Origin of the sequence: Fontisubflavum oceani (genome assembly GCF_030407165.1) — a bacterium.
GTDB lineage: Bacteria > Pseudomonadota > Alphaproteobacteria > Rhodobacterales > Rhodobacteraceae > Rhodophyticola > Rhodophyticola oceani.
Genome location: NZ_CP129111.1, coordinates 2,060,489 through 2,080,094 on the forward strand (window position 1 = coordinate 2,060,489; position 19,606 = coordinate 2,080,094).

A 19,606-nucleotide genomic window follows, 5' to 3' on the forward strand; every position below is an offset into this window, starting at 1 on the left:
GCGATGTTGAGATTGGGAATTCTGGGTTGTGGCCGGATCGGCCAGGTACATGCCCAATCGATTGGCCAAGTGCCCAATGCGGAGTTGGTCGCCGTGGCGGATGCGATGCCCGCAGCAGCGGATGCGCTGGCGTCCACGAGTGGGGCGGAGGCCCGGGCGGCGGAGGATATTCTGAGCGCGGGCGATATCGATGCCGTGGTGATCGGCACGCCGACAGATACCCATTTCGACCTGATCCAGGCGGCCGCCGCCAATCGGAAAGCGATTTTCTGCGAGAAGCCGATCGATATGGATGTGGCCCGCATCCGCGCCTGCATAGACGCGGTCGAGGCGGCAGGGGTCGCCTTCATGTCGGGCTTCAACCGCCGGTTCGATCCGAATTTCGCCGAGTTGCAGCGGCGTTTGCGGGAGGGCGAGATTGGTGAGGTCGAGATTGTGACGATCCTGTCGCGCGACCCATCTCCGCCGCCGATTTCTTACATCGAAAGCTCGGGCGGGCTGTTCCGCGATATGATGATCCATGATTTCGACATGGCGCGGTTTTTGCTTGGTGAAGAGCCGGTGCGGGTACAGGCGGTCGGCGCGGCGTTGGTCGACCCGGCGATTGGGGCCGCGGGCGACGTGGATACCGCTGCGGCGATCCTAACCACGGCCTCGGGGCGGATTTGCCAGATTTCCAACTCGCGCCGGGCGACATATGGCTATGATCAGCGGATCGAAGTGCATGGTGCCAAGGGTCTGCTCAAAGCCGAAAACCAGTTGGAAAGCACAGTGGAACTGGCCACCGAGGCCGGGTTCCGTCGCGCGCCAACGCAGCATTTCTTCCTCGAACGATATGCGCAGGCATATGTGTTGGAACTGGCGGAGTTTGTCGGCGCTGTTCTGGATGGTAAGGCGCCGACGCCCAGCATTCACGATGGCCTCCGCGCCCAAGCCTTGGCCGATGCGGCGGATCTGGCGCTGCGCGAGGCGCGGCTGGTCGAGGTTGATCTGACCTAGCCGAGGATACCGGGGAGACGCAGCCCGTGTTCGGTGGCGCAATCCCGGGCGATCTCATACCCCGCATCGGCGTGGCGCATCACGCCGGTGGCCGGATCGTTCCAAAGCACGCGTTCCAACCGCCGGTCGGCATCCTCGGTGCCGTCGCAGACCACGACCATGCCGGAATGCTGTGAGAAGCCCATGCCGACACCACCGCCATGGTGCAGACTGACCCAAGTCGCACCGCTGGCGGTGTTGAGAAGCGCGTTTAGAAGCGGCCAATCGCTCACCGCGTCGGAGCCGTCTTTCATCGCCTCGGTCTCCCGGTTCGGGCTGGCGACCGAGCCGCTGTCCAGATGGTCGCGCCCGATCACCACCGGCGCGGACAATTCGCCCGTCCGCACCATTTCGTTAAACGCGAGCCCGGCGCGGTGGCGGTCTCCGAGGCCGATCCAGCAGATCCGCGCGGGGAGGCCTTGGAACGCAATCCGCTCCTGCGCCATGTCGAGCCAATTGTGCAGATGGGCATTCTCAGGGAAGAGTTCCTTCATCTTGGCATCGGTTTTGTAGATATCCTCTGGATTGCCCGACAGCGCGCACCAGCGGAATGGGCCAATGCCCTTACAAAACAGCGGGCGGATATAAGCAGGCACGAAACCTGGGAAAGCGAATGCGTTTTCCAGGCCTTCCTCCAGCGCCACTTGGCGAATGTTGTTGCCGTAATCCAAGGTCGGTACGTCGGCGTTCCAGAAATCCACCATCGCGGCCACATGGGTTTTCATGCTGGCCCGCGCGGCGGCCTCCACCGCTTTTGGATCGCTCTCCTGTTTCTCGCGCCACTCAGCCACGCTCCAGCCTTGTGGCAGATAGCCATGGATCGGGTCATGGGCGCTGGTCTGGTCGGTCACCATATAGGGCCGGACGCCACGCCGATAAAGCTCTGGGAAGACATCGGCTGCATTGCCGATCAAGGCCACGGATTTCGCTTCGCCCGCCTTGGTCCAGCGCGCGATCATTGCGAGCGCTTCGTCGAGATCATGCGTCTTTTCATCGACATAGCGGGTCCGCAGGCGGAAATCGGCCCGGGTTTCGTCGCATTCCACGGCGAGGCAACAGGCCCCGGCCATAACGGCAGCCAGCGGTTGCGCGCCCCCATGCCGCCAAGGCCGGCGGTCAGAATCCAGCGGCCCTTGAGATCGCCGCCATAGTGCTGCCGCCCAGCCTCGGCGAAGGTCTCATAGGTGCCCTGCACGATGCCTTGGGTGCCGATATAGATCCACGATCCGGCGGTCATCTGGCCGTACATCGCAAGGCCACGCTTATCCAGTTCGTTGAAATGGTCCCAAGTCGCCCAATGCGGCACCAAGTTGGAATTGGCAATCAGCACACGCGGCGCATCCTTATGGGTGCGGAAGATGCCCACCGGTTTGCCCGACTGCACCAGAAGCGTTTCATCCTCTTCCAAGTCGGTCAGCCCGGCGACAATCCGGTCAAAATCCTCCCAGGTGCGCGCGGCGCGACCAATGCCGCCATAGACCACCAACTCATGCGGGTTTTCGGCCACGTCCGGATGCAGATTGTTCATCAGCATCCGCATTGGGGCCTCGGTCAGCCAGGATTTCGCGGTGATGTCCGGGCCGGTCGGAGGGAAGACGTCGCGGGTGTTGTGGCGGGGATTGGTCATAAAGAACCTCGCAAAGTTGGGGCCAGCCTGGCCAGCGCATGCAGGATGTCGGAGAGGATCGGGCGGAGCGCCGCGGCTTTGGCGCGGTCAAAGGCCCATGGCGAGGCCTCGGTACTCAGATAGGTAGATTGTGCCAGTTCCATCTGGATCGCGTGGTAGCCCTCGCTTGGTCGCCCGTAACGGCGCGTGGCCCAGCCGCCTTTGAAGCGGCCATTCAAAACCGTGCTGTAGTTGTCAGCTCTTTGGCAGATCGCCTGGGTGGTGGCTTCGATCTCTGGCGTACATGTGGTGCCGCCATTCGTGCCGATGTTGAGATCCGACAGCGTGCCCTCGAACAGAAATGGGATCGAGATCGGATCGAGTGGCAATCATACAAGATCGCCACGCCATGCAGGTCGCGCACCCGGGCCATCTCGGCGGTGAGCGCCGCATGGTAAGGCGCGTGAAAACGCCCCTGTCGGTCGGCGATGTCGGCGTCATTCGGTGGCTCGGTCCAGATCGACCGCCCATCGAAATCGGTCAGCGGCACCAGCGTGGTCGTGTTCTGCCCCGGATAGAGGCTCGCGCCCGAGGGGTCGCGATTGGCATCGATGACATAGCGGTGGACATTGGCGCGAACCGTCGTCGCGCCGGGCAGAAGGCCGTCATACAGCCGATCCACATGCCAATCGGTATCGGCCAGAGCGCGCCCGGTGTCATTGAGCTTGGCCCAGATCTCTGGCGGAACATCGGTTCCGGCATGGGGCAGGCCCAAAATGACCGGGCTGTCGCCTCGGGTGACGGTCACGATGGTCATGGGACGGTCAGCCCGGTTGGCTCGATCAACGCCCCATCCCGGATCAGTGCCGCCGCCGCAGTAATGTCCGGCGCGAGGTAGCGGTCCTCGGCCAAGCTTGGAACCGCCGCGCGGATCACGGCAATGGCGGCTTGCAAGCTTGGGCTGGTCTTGAGCGGCGCGCGGAACTCTACCCCTTGTGCGGCGCAGATCAGCTCCACGCCCAGGATCACGTCCAGATTATCCGCCATCCGAAGCAGCCGCCGCGCGGCATGGGCGGCCATGCTGACATGATCCTCCTGATTGGCGGAGGTCGGTGTGGAGTCAGTGGAACATGGGGTCGCCAGATGCTTGTTTTCACTCATCAAAGCGGCCGTGGTGACCTCAGCGATCATCAGGCCGGAATTCAACCCTGGCTCAGGCGTGAGGAAGGGCGGCAGATCATAGCTGAGCGTCGGGTCGACCATCAGTGCCACCCGGCGCTGGGCGATGGCCCCGATTTCCGAGAGCGCGATAGCAATCTGGTCAGCGGCGAAGGCCACCGGTTCGGCGTGGAAGTTGCCGCCCGAGACAATCAACCCCTCCTCGACCAGCACCAAAGGGTTGTCGGTCACCGCATTGGCTTCGATTTCCAATGTCCGGCCAGCTTGGGCCAAGAGGTCGGCGGCGGCACCCGTCACCTGTGGCTGGCAGCGGATGCAGTAAGGGTCTTGGACCCGTGTGTCGCCATCGCGATGGCTTTCTCGGATCTCCGAACCGGTCATCAGGTCGCGTATCGCGCGGGCGACGGCAATCTGCCCCGGTTGACCGCGCAGCGCGTGAAGCGCGGGCTGTAAAGGGGCGGTCGAGCCCATGATCGCGTCGGTGGAGAGGGCGGAGGCGATAAGCGCACCTTGCAAGCACCTTTCCGCCCGCCAAAGCCCGGCCAGCGCGCAGGCGGTCGAGAACTGCGTGCCATTGATCAGGGCCAGCCCTTCCTTGGGGCCCAGGATGACAGGTTGAAGCCCCGCACGGCGGAGCGCCGCACCGCTTGCCATGCGGTCGCCCCGATAAAGCGCGTCGCCCTCACCGATCATCGTGGCGGCCAGATGCGCCAGCGGGGCAAGATCGCCCGAGGCCCCAACAGAGCCCTGCGCGGGGATCACAGGCGTCAGATCGGCGGTCAACATCGCCTCGATCATCTCGATGATCTGCCAGTGGACGCCAGACGCACCGCGCCCGAGGCTGAGCAGTTTCAAGATCATCATCAGACGGGTGGTGCCCGTGTCCAACACGTCGCCGACGCCGCAGCAATGGGACAGGACCAGATTGCGTTGCAGCGTTGTGGTTTGATCTGGCGCGACCTTCACGCTGGCCAGCTTTCCGAAGCCGGTATTCACACCATAGATCGGTGCATCGCCCGCAGCGGCTTCTGCGACAATGGCGGCGGCGGCCTCGACCGCAGGTCGGGCGTTCCGGTCAATCTCGACTGCGGCACCGTCTCGCCAAAGGCGTTCCAACTGAGCCAAGGAGGTCGCACCTGGTGTCAAAGTCACACGCATGTCGCCCCTCCGAATATCCGCTCCGAGAGCGGGTTGAACCCGATGCGGTAAGACAGTTCGGCGGGGTGCTCGACATCCCAAATCGCCAGATCGGCGCGCAGCCCGGGTGCGATTTGCCCGCAATCGGTCAAGCCCAAGGCCTGCGCGGCGTGGCGTGTGACGCCCGCCAAAGCCTCCGCCGGTGTCAGCCGGAACAGGGTGCAGCCCATGTTCATGGCTAGCAAAAGGGAGGTTAGAGGTGACGAGCCCGGGTTATTGTCGGTTGCCAAGGCCATCGCGACGCCGTGTTCGCGGAAAGCAGCAATTGGCGGGGTTTGAGTCTCGCGCAATGTGTAAAACGCGCCGGGTAGCAATACAGCCGCTGTCCCGGCTTTCGCCATCGCGGCTGCATCTTCCGGCGTTGCATATTCGACGTGATCGGCCGAGAGCGCGCCATATTGGGCCGCAAGCGCCGCGCCACCGAGATGGGACAACTGCTCGGCATGAAGCTTTACCGGCAGGTCAAGCGCCTGGGCTTCGTCAAAGACCCGGGCGATTTGGTCTGGCGTGAAGGCAATCCCCTCGCAAAACCCATCCACCGCATCGACCAAGCCTTCGGCAGCGGCGGCGCGAAGCGTGGGAAGGCAGACCTCCTCAAGATAGGCATCAGCGCGCCCGGCATACGCCTCCGGCACCGCATGAGCGCCGAGAAAGCTGGTGACCACACGCAGCGGTCGGGAGGCCTCAAGGGCGCGGGCGACGCGCAACATGCGCAACTCGGTGTCACGGTCCAACCCATAGCCGGATTTGACCTCCAGCGTTGTGACGCCCTCGGCGATCAATGCATCCACGCGGGGCAGGGCGGCCTCCAAAAGCGCCGCCTCGGATGCCGTGCGGGTGGCGTGGACCGTGGACATGATGCCGCCGCCCGCCTTCGCGATGTCTTCATAGCTCGCGCCATTCAAACGCAGCTCGAACTCTCCCGCGCGATGGCCGCCATGGATGATATGGGTGTGGCAATCGATCAAGGCGGGCGTGACCAACTTGCCGCCAAGGCTCCGGTGTTCACCCGATTGAGGGGGCATATCTTGCTGCGGCCCGGCCCAGGTGATCACGCCCTCCGAGATCACCACCGACCCATCCGGAATGAGCCCATAAGGTGTGCCGGGGGTCATCGTGGCCAAGGTGCAATCGGTCAGGATCATCAAGGGCGACTCACTTGCGAAGAGACGTGGTTGCGATAATATGTATATACATATTAAATCGGTCAAGATGAGGATCGGGATGAGACGAATCTGGGCGGAACAGGCGCTTTTGCCCGAGGGTTGGGCCGAAAACGTGGCTGTTGAGATTAGCGCAGACGGGCGGATCGCTACTGTGATGACAGGTGCCGATCCGGGCGGCCAGCGTCTAACAACCTTGCTACCCGCGCCGGCAAATCTTCATTCTCATGCGTTTCAACGGGCGATGGCGGGGATGACGGAACGGCGCGGTGTCCAGTCCGGCGACAGTTTCTGGACCTGGCGGCAGTTGATGTTCCGCTTTCTGGACCAGGTGACCCCGGATCATGTGGAGGCGATTGCGGCGTTTGTGCAGATGGAGATGCTGGAGGCGGGATATGCCACCAATGTGGAGTTCCACTATCTCCATCATCAACCCGGCGGGGCCGCTTATGCCAATATCGCCGAGATGTCCGAACGGATCGCCGCGGCGGCGGGGCAAAGCGGGATCGGGCTGACCCTTCTGCCGGTGCAGTATCAATTTGGCGGTTGCGATGGGCGGCCGCTTGGCCCGGGGCAGGTTCGGTTTGGCACCACGCCGGACACTTACACAAAGCTGCTGGATCATGCGGGGCGGGCATTACACGCATTGCCTGCGGACACCGCGCTTGGTGTTGCGCCGCATTCCTTGCGCGCGGTGGCGCCGGGCACTCTTGCCGATATCGCCGGGCTGACAGAGGGGCCAGTTCATATGCATCTGGCCGAGCAAATAGCGGAGGTGGCGGAAGTTCAGGCCCATCTGGGTACTCGACCGGTCGAATGGCTGATTGGCAATGTTGCGGTCGACCCGCGCTGGTGTTTGATCCATTGCACGCAAATGCGGCCCCATGAGACCGAGGCCTTGGCCAAAACCGGGGCGGTGGCAGGCCTTTGCCCAATCACGGAAGCCTCACTCGGCGATGGCATTTTTGACGGCGTGCGCTGGCAGGCGGCAGGCGGGGCGTTCGGTATCGGATCGGACAGCAATATCCGCATCTCGCTTTCCGAAGAACTGCGGAGCTTGGAGTATTCGCAGCGCCTGCGCGACCAGAGCCGGGCCACGCTTGCGACGCCTAAGCGCTCCACGGGACGGGTCCTATTCGATGCGGTGACTCAAGGCGGGGCTCAAGCTGCGGGGCGGGCGAGCGGGGCCATTCAGCCCGGGCTTTGGGCCGATCTGATGGCTTTGGATGGCACGGCGGTGGACCTCGACGGCAGGCGAGGCGACGATACGCTCGACACGTACATCTTCGCAGGGGACGATCGGATGGTCACGGATGTCTGGGCTGCCGGGCGTCATTTGGTGCAAAGTGGACGGCATATTGGACATGACCGAATTACAGCCGCATATCGCGCCGCGATGATTGATCTGAGAGGACGGATATGAAGCAGGCGCGCGGGACCGGCTGGCAACAGGTGCAGGATGAGGTCCGGCGGCGGATTCAAACCCGCGAATGGGCGCCGGGCGACGCGATCCCGAATGAAAGCGATCTGGCCGAGGAACTGGGCTGCGCTAGGGCGACAGTGAACCGGGCGCTGCAAGCGCTGGCCGACGATGGGCTGTTGGAGCGTCGGCGTCGGGCGGGAACACGCGTGGCCCCCTTGCCGGTGCGCCATGCGCGGTTCCGCATTCCGGTTTTGCGGCAGGAGATCGAGGCGACGGGGGCCCGCTATGGCTATCGGCTTCTGACGCGTGAGATGAAGATGCCGCCGCTGGGGCTTCTCCCGTCCGAGGGCATATCAAAAGAGGTACTGCATCTTTGCGCCCTGCATCTCTCCGATGGGGAGAGCTTTGCCCACGAGGACCGCTGGATCAATCTCGCCGCGATCCCTGCCGCAGCAGAGGTGGATTTCGCCGGCATCAGCGCCAATGAATGGCTGGTTCAAAACGCGCCGATTTCCGATGGCGAGATTAGTTTCTTCGCCAAGGCCTGCACGGTGGAGGAGGCGGCCCTATTTGGCTGCGACCGGGCGGATGCCCTGTTTCGGGCCGAGAGAAAGACCTGGCATGACGGGCAGTTGATCACCTTCGTGCGCCAAAGCTTTCGCCCGGGATACCGGATGACCACCCGGATTTGAGCGCACCACATAGGGTTTCGCCGCCAGGTCCCGGCCTTCAGTGTGTGCCGCGCGCGATCAGTTGCGGGTCGATCATGACAGTTTCGCTGTCTTTGGAGGGATCTTTAAGGCGCGCCTCCAGAAGGCGCAGGATCTCGGCGATGGTTTTGTCCAAAGGATTGCGGATCGTGGTGAGATCGAAATCCGGCCAAGCGCCAAGCGCGATGTCGTCGAAGCCAATAATCGACAGTTGATCTGGGACAGCGCGGTTTTGGTTGCGTGCAGCAGAGAGCGCCCCCAGGGCCATCGCGTCATTTGCGCAGAACAGCGCGTCGATATCGGAGGTCGCGAACATCGTCTCGGCAGCGGCCCGACCGCCGTCGAATGTGTAGTCCGACTGCGTCAGGGCACACAGTTCTAGCCCGGCCTCTGCCAACGCGTGTCGCACGCCCGCCAAACGTTCGGTTTCCGAAGACCAGGATGCAGGCCCGCCGATATAGCCGAAGCAGGTCCGCCCGCGGGTCAAAAGGGTTCTTACCGCCAACTCGGCGCCATCCTTGTTCCGGCAAGCCACACAGTCGGTCGCGGGCGCGTCGACCACTCGGCCCGATGAAATGACCGGAATGCTGAGCCTGGCGCAGTCCTGAAAGACCGAGGCTGGCAGGCTGCCGCCGCGGACGATCACCGCGTCTAGCGGGTAGCGCAGAACCGAGCGGATCGATTGTTCGGTCAGTTCATCCGAACCGCTCAAGACCAGCGGCCATTTCTGGTGTGCGTTGAGTTTGGAGACCAACGCACCGACAAATGCGGCATCGTAATGATTGGCCATGTCACCGGCGATAACGGCAACCAAATCGGTCCGGTTGCCCTGCAAGCTCGCGGCCAGAGCATTTGGCCGATATCCCAAGCGCTTGGCGGTTGCCAGGATTGCGACCCGCTTTGCCGAATCGAGATAGGCCCCAGGTGTGAAGGCGCGTGAGACAGCGGATCGGGAGACGCCCGCCGCTTTCGCGACATCGGCGGCGGTGACCCGGCGTGCGCGCTTAAGTGTCTCTTTTGAAACAGCTTTCTCCGTCGACATCAGGTGAAACCCTCGCGGATTTGTGAGGCACAAAACAGCACGCCGCTTGCGTCGTTGTCATCAGTCTGTCACTCAATAGGGCTATGTGAACACGTGCGCAGAAAGAGCGCAATCCGACGGGGAACCTAACAAGGTTAGATTGAGCAGGCAGGGGCGCGGACGGCATGTAAGGCCGGTTGCGCCGCGCGTCATGCAATAGTCGCTTGGCGCCCCAACAGATTGGAGATCGTGTTCTGGTGTGCCGTTGCGGACATGTTGTTCGTGACGTTTTGAAGGCCTTTCTCTTCGAACAGGAAGGGGAAGGAACGAAACAAATGAAGCCATTTGGCATCCACAAGTGTTGGGAGCTCAGCATGACACTTAAAACAACCGCGGCCCTTGGCGTTGCATTCGGCCTGATGGCCGGCGTGGCCCAGGCCCAAACCGAGATCGAATTTTGGCACGCAATGGGCGGCCAACTTGGCGAAAGCGTCAACGCGATGGCCGAGGAATTCAACGCCAGCCAAAGTGATTACGTGATCACCCCGGTTTTCAAGGGCACGTATGAAGAGACATTGACCGCCGGGATCGCCGCATTCCGCGCTGGTGAGCAGCCCAACATCATTCAGGTCTTCGACGCGGGCGCCGCGACAGTGATCGGTGCGCAGGGCGCAACCATTCCGGTGCAGCAGTTGATGGCCGAGAATGGCGTTGATTTCGACATCAATGACTACATCGCCGGTGTGCGGTACTTCTATGCCGACACCGAAGGCCAGATGATCGGCATGCCGTTCAACTCCTCCACACCGATCTTGTATTACAACCAAGCGGCTCTTGACGCGGCGGGCGTTACGGCGCCGACGACTTGGGAAGAGTTCGCCGAAGTCACGGGCCCCGCGCTTTTGGAAGCCGGCTACGTGCCGCTGGCGCAGTCGCATCTGCCTTGGATCTTTACCGAGAACTTCTTCTCGCGTCACAACCTTCAATTCGCCTCGAACGACAATGGATATTCGGGCGTCGACACCGAGATCATGGTGAACCACCCCGCGATCCGCGCCCATTTCGAAGCGTTGGTTGAGTGGCAAGACGCTGGTCTCTTCAACTGGTATGGCACCGGTTGGGCCGATAACCAGAACCCGTTCGAAAGCGGTGACGTGGCGATGTGGCTCGGCTCCTCCGGTTCCTTCGGTGGCATCCAGGAACGCGTTGACTTTCCGTTCTCCGCAACCTTGTTGCCTTATTGGGAAGCTGTGACCACCGAGCCGACGCAGACCTTCATCGGCGGCGCGGCGCTTTTCGCCATGTCCGGCTTTGATGCGGCGGAGAACGAGGCCACCGCGGCCTTCTTCGAGTTCCTCGCTTCCCCCGAAGTGCAGTACACCTGGCACCGTGACACCGGCTATGTGCCGATCACCGAAGCCGCCTATGCGGTTGCACAGGAAGATGGCCATTACGAGCGGTTCCCGGCGGCCGAAGTTGGCATTCAGCAGCTGTCCTTGCCGGGCGGCGAATGGACCCGCGGGTATCGCATGGGCTTCTACGTTCAAATCCGTGACGTGATGAACCGGGAATACGGGCGCATCTTGACGGGCGATGCTTCGGTTGATGAGGCTTTCGAGACGATCCAGGAAGAAGCCAACGATCTTCTGTCGCGTTTTGCTCAGACTCAGGGCTAATCTAGACTGATAAACCTGCTCAGTGGCCGCCATCTGCGCGGCCACTGAGGTCTATTGAGGGGCAGATACCGTGAAGCGCACAACATTCCGAAACCCATGGTTGCCGATCTTGCTGCTATCGCCGCAACTGGCGATTATTGCGGTGTTTTTCTATTGGCCGGCGGGCTATGCGATCCAATCGTCCTTTTATCTGCAGGATCCGTTTGGGTTCGGGTCGACCTTTGTCGGGATGGACAATTACTCGCGTTTGACGCGGTCGACGAACTACCTCGACTCGCTCAGTTTTACGGTCATCTTCACGCTTCTTGTGACCTTCCTGTCGCTGGCGATTGCCTTGGTTCTGGCGGTCAAGGCCGACAAGGTGATCCGCGGCGCGCAAACTTATCGGACGCTTCTGATGTGGGTCTATGCGATTGCGCCACCGGTTGCCGGTCTGATGGGGGTTATGCTCTTCGACCAAAGCCGCGGCAACCTCACACAACTCTTTCAATCCTTCGGGTGGGATTATCGGCTTGGCGTCAATTATTGGGACACAGCCACCGCGATGATCACTGTCTCGGTTTGGAAGCAGATCCCAGTGAATTTCATCTTCTTTTTGTCGGGTTTGCAGGCCATTCCACAATCGGTGCGCGAGGCCGCGATGATCGACAACCGCTCCGGCATGGGACGATTTTGGGACATCACTTTCCCGCTTTTGGCGCCAACGGCGTTCTTCCTTCTGATCATCAACATCACCTACGCGCTCTTCGACACGTTCGGCATCATCGACACGCTGGTGAAGGGCGAGCCGGGCAACAACCCGATGACACTGGTGTATCGAGTGTTCGTCGACGGGTTCCGGGGCGGTGACCTTGGCGGCTCCTCGGCGCAATCGGTCGTGTTGATGGTGCTGGTCTTGATCCTAACCATTGTGCAGTTCCGTTTCTTGGAACGCCGCATCCATTACACGTGAAGGGAGGGGCACGATGACCGATATGAGTGAAACAAGCACTGCCACCATCCCCGCCGCCGCTACGCCGGTGCAGCGGCGCCGTCGGCGCATCCGCTGGGGCCATGTGGGCGACCATGTTATCCTGATCCTCGGGGCGCTTTTGATGCTGGTGCCGGTCTGGATGATGCTGGCCAGTTCGAGCCATGATGACATCACCATTCACCGCGAGGGCCTACAATTCTGGTTCGGCGATCAGTTGGTCGAGAATTACGACGCGGCGTTGTTTGAATATGGCGGCTTCACCGACAGTGTGAATGGCGTGACTATGTTGACCAACTCACTGATCCTGGGTCTTGGCTTCGCTATAGGCAAAATCATCGTCGGCATGATGGCGGCCTATGCGATTGTCTATTTCCAACTGCGGTTTGGCACATTGGCGTTTTGGATGATCTTCACCACGCTGCTCTTGCCCCTAGAAGTGCGGATCTTGCCGTCTTACGAAGTGATCCAGAATATGGGGCTGGCCAATACCTATACCGGCTTGATCGTGCCGCTCATCGCCTCGGCCACAGCGACCTTCTTCTTCCGGCAGTTCTTCCGGTCCGTTCCCGAAGAACTAATTGAGGCCGCGCGGATTGATGGGGCAGGGCCGGTGAAATTCTTCATCGACATTCTGGTGCCACTCAGCCGCACTATGATCGCAGCGATGTTCATCATCATGTTCGTGTTCGGTTGGAACCAGTATCTCTGGCCCACGCTGATCACGACCGATGAGAGCCTCTTCACCCTGGTGCGCGGCATCCGGCAGATCATTCAAGCCTATGCCGATGGCTCCACCACCCCCGAATACGGAGAGGCCGCAGCGCTGGCGATCATCGCCATGGTGCCGCCGGTGCTCATCGTCATTTTCTTCCAGAGCTGGTTCGTCAAGGGCCTGACGGAATCCGATAAGTAAGGATCAAATCACGTGGCAAATGTGACGCTCGATACTGTACGCAAGACCTATCCCAACGGGCACGAGGCGCTTCAACCGTGTAGCTTCGATATACCCGACGGGGAGTTGGTCGTCCTGGTGGGCCCGTCGGGCTGCGGGAAATCCACGCTTCTGCGGATGGTGGCAGGCCTGGAAGAGATCACCGAGGGCACGCTGTCGATCGGGGGGAGCCGGTCAACGATGTGGACCCGGCAGATCGCAATATCGCGATGGTGTTCCAGAATTACGCGCTTTATCCGCATATGACCGTGGCTAAAAACATGGGCTACGGCTTGAAAAACCGGGGCCTGCCGCGGGCCGAGATCGACCAGAAGGTGCGCGAAGCGGCGGCGATGCTGAACCTTTCGGAGTATCTCGACCGTCGGCCCAGCCAGCTTTCGGGTGGTCAGCGGCAGCGGGTGGCCATGGGGCGGGCGATTGTGCGCGACCCGGAACTGTTCCTCTTTGACGAACCGCTCTCAAACCTCGACGCGAAACTGCGCCACCAGATGCGGATCGAAATCCGCGCGCTTCAGCGGCGTTTGGGCGTGACATCAATGTATGTGACCCATGACCAGGTCGAAGCAATGACGATGGCGGATCGGATCATTGTGTTGAATGCGGGCCGGATCGAACAAATCGGGACGCCGGCGGAGATTTATGGCCATCCGGCCTCGACCTTCGTGGCCAGTTTCATGGGCGCGCCGCCAATGAACTTGTTGAAGGGGACCGCCGCGAATGGCCGCATAACCATTGATGGTGGTCCGGCGCTGTCGCAAGTCGGGCAAGGGGCTGCGGCGGGCGCGGTTTCGGTCGGCATTCGGCCCGAAGATGTGATGCTGACAGCCGAAGGCGATTTGCCCTTCGATGTGCAGATCATCGAAGAACTGGGCGCGCAACGTCTGCTTCACGGGCAACTGGGCGGTCAGGCCTTCTCTGTCAGCGTTCAGAAGGACGAAGCCGCAGAAGCCGGGGGCCGGTGCGATTGGCGCTGAAACCCGATGCTGTGCACCTCTTCGACGCCGAAAAGGGCCAGCGTTTGTGACACAGATCTTTGCGGAACTGCCTTGGATCACCGAGGCAGACCGTGCCCGTATCTTATCGGCGCCCCGCACGGCAGACGCGCATCGGGCCCTGTTATCCGAGATGCCCGCTATGAGCGGCGTGGAACTGGGCGGTGAGGCCGCAGCGACCACGCTGCCACCGCGCTTCAAGGTTGCCGCCTGGAACGTCGAACGCTGCCTATTCCCCGCCAAAAGTGCGATCCATCTTGCAGGCCACGACCCCAAAATTGTGCTTTTGAGTGAGATGGATAACGGCATGGCGCGGACAGCGCAGCGCCATACGACTGCCGAGATGGCCGCCGAGCTTGGCATGGCCTATGCGTATGGCGTCGAGTTTTTCGAGATGGATCTTGGCGGCCCAACCGAGCGGCAGTTTTGCACCCAAGAATTCAATGAACGCGGCTGGCACGGCAACGGCATTCTCTCCTCGGTGCCGTTTGATCAGGTGGCTCTCTTCCGCCTCGACGAAGACGGGCATTGGTTTGTCACAGACAACGCGGGTGCGGGTGACACGGAGCAGCCGCGGATGGGCGGACGGATGGCCGTGGCGGCGATCTTGCCCGGCGCATCGGGGCCGATCTGTGTTGTCTCAACCCATTTGGAGAGCAACGCGGACGTTGCCTATCGTCATGTGCAATTTGCCAAGCTGCTCGACGAGGTTGATGTATTTGCGCCTGGTTTGCCTGTGCTCATCGGCGGCGATCTAAACACTGGAAATCACCTGCCGCCCGATTATGACTGGCGGTCCGAGACGTTGTTCGATCTGGCGCGGGACCGGGGTTATCATTGGGATCTGACACCGGAGGGGATCACGACCCGTAACAGCTTGATCACGCCGCACGACACGCGGCGGATGAAGCTTGATTGGTTCTGCGCGCGGGGTTTGACCGGCCAGCCGGGTCCACTTCTGCCGTCGCTTGATCCGGATGGCACACCGCTTTCGGATCATGAAGCCGTCTTCTGCGAGGTTGGCGCGACCTGAGAATATCCGCCGCGCTGCGCCGGGTTTCGCGTCCGATGCTAGGGTGATCCTCTGCGCTCATGATCGATGGCGTTGCGCTTCGGCCAGGAAGTCAAAGCCCTGCGTCTTCCAGAAATGAAGTAGGTCGATGAAGACCCAATTCTCGGCCAGCTTGTCCCCCTCCCGCCGGTAGATGTCGATCACGCGGAACTCTCCGGCGGTGTCGCTGCCGGGCAGGCCCATGAACCCTCCGGTCGGGCGGGCGGTGAAGTTCGGCCAGCCGAAAAATCCGCCATAGTTCCCCTCGGCCAAGCGGGCGATATGCGACGTGACGGACCGATCTGTCAGACCGGCGCGAAACGGCGCTGCGTGCTGCTTGGCATAGCGTTCGATGGAGTAGGTGGACCCAATCCCCTCGGGCCCCCACCAAATCATGTCATCATGCCATGTCTGCGCCAGTTCCTCTTCCAGCGGCAGGCCTGAACGCCATTGGCCGAGGTCGCGGATCATCGCGTTGATGGCCGCGAGCGTCTTTTGGCCCTCTGCCGCAGGCTGATCTTCATAGAGAAGGCCATCATGGGTTTGTGGGCCGGGTTGGACCAAATGCGCGGCGGTCTGGTTGGAAAATGGGCTTTGACCGGCCTGCGCCATCAGGTGCGGAATATCGAAATACATCGCGGTCTCGGCAATCTGGTTTTCCTCGACGCGGTGAAATGTGCAATAGCGGAGAAAGGCCATCTTCGCGGTAGGAGCTATGCCGAGCCAAGGCGCGTCAAAGAGGCCCATCAGATGCCCCATCGAAACGACCCAGATGCTTTCGCCATCATCCATCTGATTTCGGCCCGCGAAGAAGATGTCTTCGCGTCGCTGGAGCCGCGTGAGCGCGGTTTTGAGTGGCGACCAAAAGGTCTCTGCAACTGCCTCGGCGCCGTGCAACTCGCCAAAGGGATGGAACCCTCGCCAGAGGTAACCCGCGGATGCGAAATCCGCCAGGGCCGGTAGCAAATCCGCTGTCTGAGCCTGATCCAGCGCCGCGTGATGCGCTCTGACCAGGTCTTTAGCGCTTTGAAAATGTTCCATAAAACTGTCCGAACTCGTGATTTTTGCATGCGTCTGCAAAAATATCTTGCCGTTTTTGACGCGGGTGTCTAGCCTTTTTGCAAAGGTATGCAAAAACCGATTCCACGGGGAGGACGATCTTGGCCGAGATCACTTTGGCGGGCGTTTCAAAGCGCTGGGGGTCATTCGTAGGTGTCGATAAGTTCGACCTCACGATCGCGGATCGTGAGTTTCTGGTTTTGCTTGGGCCCTCGGGCTGCGGCAAGACGACAACCATGCGTATGATCGCCGGGCTGGAAGACCCGACGGATGGGGAAATCAGGATCGGCGATAAGGTCGTGAATGATCTTGAACCCAAAGATCGCGATGTGGCGATGGTGTTTCAGAGCTACGCGCTTTACCCCAACATGAACGTCTACGAAAACATCCGCTTTCCCCTGCGCGTGCGGGGGATCGACCCGGCGGGCCATGAGCAAAAGGTCCGCCGCGCCAGCGCGATGGTTGAGTTGGATGAGTTCTTGCATCGCAAACCGGCCGAGCTGTCCGGCGGTCAGCGGCAGCGTGTCGCGCTGGCCCGCGCAATTGTGCGAGAGCCCAATGTGTTTTTGATGGATGAGCCGCTTTCGAACCTGGATGCGAAGCTGCGCGTCTCGACGCGGGCGCAGATCAAGAACCTCAGCCACGAACTGGCTGTGACGACAATCTATGTGACCCATGACCAGATCGAAGCCATGACCTTGGCCGACCGTGTTGTCGTGATGGAAAAGGGCGTCGTTCAGCAGGTCGGTAGCCCGACCGAGATCTATGATCGCCCGGCAAACACATTCGTGGCGAGCTTCATCGGCAGCCCGGCCATGAACCTGATGGAAGGCGATGTCGCGGGCGGTGTTTTCAGTGCGGAGCGGACGGCGATTTCTGGCCTTAATGTGCCGGACGGCCCCGTAACGCTCGGCTTTCGAGCCGAGGACGCGGAGGTGTGCGCGAAGCGGCGGGCAGATCACGGCGCCGATCTATACGCTGGAACTGCTTGGCGACGCCACAATGGTCAGTGTTCGGATCGGCGGGGCATTGGTCAGTGCGAAGACGGACAAAACATTCCGCGCCGAAATCGATGACATGATCTCGATCCGCGTTCCCACCGAACATGTGCATTTGTTCGATGCCACAACGGGGGCGCGGATCGATGACTGATGCCGAGGTTGCTCACGTCCAATGGGCTGAGCGGCTGAGGAAAGATGCGGGGTTTCAGGACGCATCGCGAACGGAAACAGGGAGGAAAACATGTTTCTAAGAAGTCTGACAACAACAAGTGTGTTTGCAATCGTGACCGCAACCGCAGCATTGGGCTGCGAGATTGACGCGCGGGTTAGTGTGGTTGGCAATGAGTTCCCGGCGATTCAAACCGTGGGGGCCGGGGCGCAGGAATGCACTGGCGCAGAGGTGTCCACGAACCTCACATCGGAACACCAGTCGATTAACCTTCCGGGGATGCAGGGCACCCCTGCGGAATACACCACGGCGATCATTGCAAATTCGTCGATTGTGGCGCTGATGAATGAGGACGTGATCCGCCCGCTGGGTGATCTGGTGGCCGCCCATGGCGAGGGTCTGAATTCAAACCAGTTGATCACCATCGGTGGAGAGGTGATGGCCGTGGCCTTTATGGCAAACGCGCAGCATTTGGTTTACCGAGCCGACATTCTGGAACAGATCGGCGTGGAACCGCCCTCCACTTATGAGGAAATGCTGGCTGCGGCCGAGATGATCCGCGACCAGGGCATCATGGAGAACCCTGTGGGCGGCGCTTACGCCTCCGGCTGGAACCTGGCGCAGGAATTCAACAACATGTTCCTCGGATATGGGGGCACACATTTCGAACCCGGAACGGCGGTTCCCAACGTCAACTCCGAAGCAGGTCTTGCCGCGCTCGAAATGATGCGGTCGCTTTCAGACTACATGAACCCCGACTTCCTGACCCATGACAGCAACGCGACCAACGCCGAATTCCGCGCCGGCAATGTGGCGTTGATGAATATGTGGGGCAGCCGTGCGGCCACCATGTTGGACGTTGATGGCCTGCCGCAGGGTGTGATTGACGGGTTTGCCATTGCCGGGCCGATGACGGTTGGCGGCGGTGATATCCCGGCATCAACGCTTTGGTGGGACGGCTGGACCGTGGCCAGCAACATCAGCGATGCAGAGGCCGAGGCGACTTTCATCGCCATGATGAACGGTATCCGCCCGGATATCCTGGAAGACGAGGCGGTTGCGGCGCAAGCCGTCTGGCTGATCCCTGGCTATGAGCCGACGGATGCCGCAGTCGGCGTTTTCGCGGCGGCCGAAGCGGGCACCATCCCGTATCCGATGCTGCCCTATATGGGCCTGCTGCATACGGCGCTTGGCAATGAGCTGGCCGATTTCATGCAAGGCAATGAAAGCGCGGAGCAGGCCCTCGCAGATGTGGAGGCGGCCTATACCGCCGCCGCGCGTGAGCAAGGCTTCCTCCAGTAATGCCCTTGCGGAGGGTGTGACCCCCCTCCGTTCCAATTCTTCCTGAGCATGACGGCGACAGAAATCCGATGAAACATCGTACTTTCTTTTGGTTTTTCCTGCCCACAGGGCTGGCGATGTTGTTGTTCATCGCGGCGCCCATCGTGTCGGTGGTGATGCAATCGCTGTTTGCCCCGCATGAGGCCGTGCTCACGACGGTCGAAAGCTGCGGTCCGTTCGGATGCAGGGAAGAAACGACAATCGATCAAGAGGCCACGCAGGCTTTGCGCGATGCGCAGCCTCTGGGTCGCTTTGTGGGGCTGGATATCTATCTCGACCGTGGGCATCTGGCCGTCAGTGAAGTGGCCGAGGCTTGGCGCACGTCCGGTGATTTAGGCACGTTTTTCGATGCGCTCGGCAATCTGCCCTTCTACCGCGCGATGGCCTTCACGCTGACCTACACGTTCACCGTGACGCCGCTTTTGATCATCCTCGGGTTGATCATTGCGCTGGCAGTCAACACGTTACACCGCCATCTCAAGGGCTTGGTGATCTTCTTCTCGCTTTTGCCGATGATCGTGACACCCCTTGTTGGCTCTCTCATCCTGGTTTGGATGATCGATAGCCGTGGGATCATCGGAACATTCCTGCAATGGGCCGCGAACGACCCCGATCTGTCGATGAGAGCCTCAACCGGGCTGACATGGGTCATGCTGATTGTCTATGGGGTTTGGCACTCAGCGCCCTTTGCCTTTGTCGTCTTTTATGCCGGGTTGCAGACCCTGCCCAAGGATCAGCTTGAGGCGGCGCAGATTGATGGCGCGACCCGCTGGCAACAGGTCCGGTTCGTCGTCATCCCGCATCTTATGCCATTGGTCACGTTCGTGGCGCTCATTCAGCTCATGGATAACTTCCGGGTGTTTGAGCCGATCGTGGGGTTCTCGGCCTCGGCCCATGCCACATCGCTGAGCTGGATCATCTTCAACGACCTTGGCGGCGAAACCCGGCAGCTTTCCGCAGCCTCCACCACATCCGTCATGACGATCATCGGCGTCGCGATCCTGCTGTCGCCCGTTCTGGTCCGCACATGGCGCGATTTTAAGGGCAAGCACTGA

At 61.0% G+C, this 19,606-nt stretch carries 13 protein-coding genes and 4 pseudogenes; 11 read left to right on the plus strand and 6 right to left on the minus strand.

Translation table 11 applies throughout. The annotated features are described in order from the left end of the window. Nucleotides 1-3: 3 nt before the first annotated feature. The gene (gene iolG, locus QTA57_RS10640; protein ID WP_290151401.1) at nucleotides 4-999 is read left to right on the plus strand and encodes an inositol 2-dehydrogenase; all 996 of its coding nucleotides are present in this window, start codon (nucleotides 4-6) and stop codon (nucleotides 997-999) included. On the opposite strand, the pseudogene hutU reads toward iolG, so the two are convergent. The 4 genes and pseudogenes from hutU to hutI form a co-directional block, all read right to left on the minus strand. Beyond that, nucleotides 996-2,665, minus strand: a pseudogene (hutU, locus tag QTA57_RS10645) (urocanate hydratase). The gene iolG and the pseudogene hutU sit on opposite strands and share 4 nt — an antisense overlap. Beyond that, nucleotides 2,662-3,461: pseudogene (gene hutG / locus QTA57_RS10650) on the minus strand (N-formylglutamate deformylase). Before hutG ends, hutU begins: the two co-directional pseudogenes overlap by 4 nt. Then, the gene (gene hutH / locus QTA57_RS10655) at nucleotides 3,458-4,981 is read right to left on the minus strand and encodes a histidine ammonia-lyase (RefSeq protein WP_290151402.1); all 1,524 of its coding nucleotides are present in this window, start codon (nucleotides 4,979-4,981) and stop codon (nucleotides 3,458-3,460) included. The pseudogene hutG and the gene hutH overlap by 4 nt, the downstream one beginning before the upstream one ends. Continuing rightward, nucleotides 4,972-6,165 carry an imidazolonepropionase gene (gene hutI, locus QTA57_RS10660; protein ID WP_290151403.1) on the minus strand — a complete coding sequence of 398 codons (1,194 nt, stop codon included), beginning with the start codon at nucleotides 6,163-6,165 and terminating at the stop codon, nucleotides 4,972-4,974. The genes hutH and hutI overlap by 10 nt, the downstream gene beginning before the upstream one ends. A 79-nt stretch (nucleotides 6,166-6,244) precedes the next feature. On the opposite strand from hutI, the gene QTA57_RS10665 reads away from it, so the two are divergent. Further along, the gene (locus tag QTA57_RS10665; RefSeq protein ID WP_290151404.1) at nucleotides 6,245-7,606 is read left to right on the plus strand and encodes a formimidoylglutamate deiminase; all 1,362 of its coding nucleotides are present in this window, start codon (nucleotides 6,245-6,247) and stop codon (nucleotides 7,604-7,606) included. Continuing rightward, complete coding sequence (locus QTA57_RS10670) at nucleotides 7,603-8,298, plus strand: GntR family transcriptional regulator (RefSeq protein WP_290151405.1); 696 nt, start codon at nucleotides 7,603-7,605, stop codon at nucleotides 8,296-8,298. The genes QTA57_RS10665 and QTA57_RS10670 overlap by 4 nt, the downstream gene beginning before the upstream one ends. Nucleotides 8,299-8,335: 37 nt before the next feature. On the opposite strand, the gene QTA57_RS10675 is transcribed toward QTA57_RS10670, so the two are convergent. After that, nucleotides 8,336-9,358: a LacI family DNA-binding transcriptional regulator gene (locus tag QTA57_RS10675; protein ID WP_290151407.1), complete on the minus strand. Its 1,023-nt coding sequence runs from the start codon at nucleotides 9,356-9,358 to the stop codon at nucleotides 8,336-8,338. 353 nt (nucleotides 9,359-9,711) lie between these two features. Here QTA57_RS10675 and QTA57_RS10680 point away from each other — a divergent pair, with 353 nt between their 5' ends. The 5 genes and pseudogenes from QTA57_RS10680 (at nucleotide 9,712) to QTA57_RS10700 (ending at nucleotide 14,963) form a co-directional block, all read left to right on the plus strand. Then, nucleotides 9,712-11,013, plus strand: a complete 1,302-nt coding sequence (locus tag QTA57_RS10680; RefSeq protein ID WP_171562031.1) for an extracellular solute-binding protein — start codon at nucleotides 9,712-9,714, stop codon at nucleotides 11,011-11,013. A 70-nt stretch (nucleotides 11,014-11,083) separates the two neighbouring features. Beyond that, complete coding sequence (locus QTA57_RS10685) at nucleotides 11,084-11,965, plus strand: ABC transporter permease subunit (protein WP_145216851.1); 882 nt, start codon at nucleotides 11,084-11,086, stop codon at nucleotides 11,963-11,965. 13 nt (nucleotides 11,966-11,978) lie between these two features. Continuing rightward, nucleotides 11,979-12,899, plus strand: a complete 921-nt coding sequence (gene ugpE / locus QTA57_RS10690; RefSeq protein ID WP_171562030.1) for a sn-glycerol-3-phosphate ABC transporter permease UgpE — start codon at nucleotides 11,979-11,981, stop codon at nucleotides 12,897-12,899. A 12-nt stretch (nucleotides 12,900-12,911) separates the two neighbouring features. Next, nucleotides 12,912-13,962, plus strand: a pseudogene (locus QTA57_RS10695) (ABC transporter ATP-binding protein). Further along, nucleotides 13,959-14,963, plus strand: a complete 1,005-nt coding sequence (locus tag QTA57_RS10700) for an endonuclease/exonuclease/phosphatase family protein (RefSeq protein ID WP_290151409.1) — start codon at nucleotides 13,959-13,961, stop codon at nucleotides 14,961-14,963. The pseudogene QTA57_RS10695 and the gene QTA57_RS10700 overlap by 4 nt, the downstream one beginning before the upstream one ends. Before the next feature lie 57 nt (nucleotides 14,964-15,020). Here the strand turns inward: QTA57_RS10700 and QTA57_RS10705 are convergent, their stop codons facing one another. Next, the gene (locus tag QTA57_RS10705; RefSeq protein WP_290151411.1) at nucleotides 15,021-16,022 is read right to left on the minus strand and encodes a nuclear transport factor 2 family protein; all 1,002 of its coding nucleotides are present in this window, start codon (nucleotides 16,020-16,022) and stop codon (nucleotides 15,021-15,023) included. Nucleotides 16,023-16,141: 119 nt separating this feature from the next. Between QTA57_RS10705 and QTA57_RS10710 the strand changes: the two are divergent. The 3 genes and pseudogenes from QTA57_RS10710 (at nucleotide 16,142) to QTA57_RS10720 (ending at nucleotide 19,606) form a co-directional block, all read left to right on the plus strand. Next, nucleotides 16,142-17,192: pseudogene (locus tag QTA57_RS10710) on the plus strand (ABC transporter ATP-binding protein). A gap of 90 nt (nucleotides 17,193-17,282) precedes the next feature. Then, on the plus strand, nucleotides 17,283-18,512 hold the full coding sequence (locus tag QTA57_RS10715; protein WP_145216869.1) for an extracellular solute-binding protein: 1,230 nt from the start codon (nucleotides 17,283-17,285) through the stop codon (nucleotides 18,510-18,512). A 68-nt stretch (nucleotides 18,513-18,580) separates the two neighbouring features. Further along, entirely contained in the window at nucleotides 18,581-19,606 is a 1,026-nt protein-coding gene (locus QTA57_RS10720) for a carbohydrate ABC transporter permease (protein WP_290151414.1), read from the plus strand.

Coding starts and splice junctions, on each gene's coding strand:
- QTA57_RS10675 (WP_290151407.1), bottom strand. CDS start 9,358: ATGTCGACGGAGAAAGCTGTTTCAAAAGAGACACTTAAGCGCGCACGC.
- QTA57_RS10705 (WP_290151411.1), bottom strand. CDS start 16,022: ATGGAACATTTTCAAAGCGCTAAAGACCTGGTCAGAGCGCATCACGCG.
- QTA57_RS10680 (WP_171562031.1), top strand. CDS start 9,712: ATGACACTTAAAACAACCGCGGCCCTTGGCGTTGCATTCGGCCTGATG.
- hutI (WP_290151403.1), bottom strand. CDS start 6,165: ATGATCCTGACCGATTGCACCTTGGCCACGATGACCCCCGGCACACCT.
- iolG (WP_290151401.1), top strand. CDS start 4: ATGTTGAGATTGGGAATTCTGGGTTGTGGCCGGATCGGCCAGGTACAT.
- QTA57_RS10665 (WP_290151404.1), top strand. CDS start 6,245: ATGAGACGAATCTGGGCGGAACAGGCGCTTTTGCCCGAGGGTTGGGCC.
- hutH (WP_290151402.1), bottom strand. CDS start 4,981: ATGCGTGTGACTTTGACACCAGGTGCGACCTCCTTGGCTCAGTTGGAA.
- QTA57_RS10715 (WP_145216869.1), top strand. CDS start 17,283: ATGTTTCTAAGAAGTCTGACAACAACAAGTGTGTTTGCAATCGTGACC.
- QTA57_RS10720 (WP_290151414.1), top strand. CDS start 18,581: ATGAAACATCGTACTTTCTTTTGGTTTTTCCTGCCCACAGGGCTGGCG.
- QTA57_RS10670 (WP_290151405.1), top strand. CDS start 7,603: ATGAAGCAGGCGCGCGGGACCGGCTGGCAACAGGTGCAGGATGAGGTC.
- ugpE (WP_171562030.1), top strand. CDS start 11,979: ATGACCGATATGAGTGAAACAAGCACTGCCACCATCCCCGCCGCCGCT.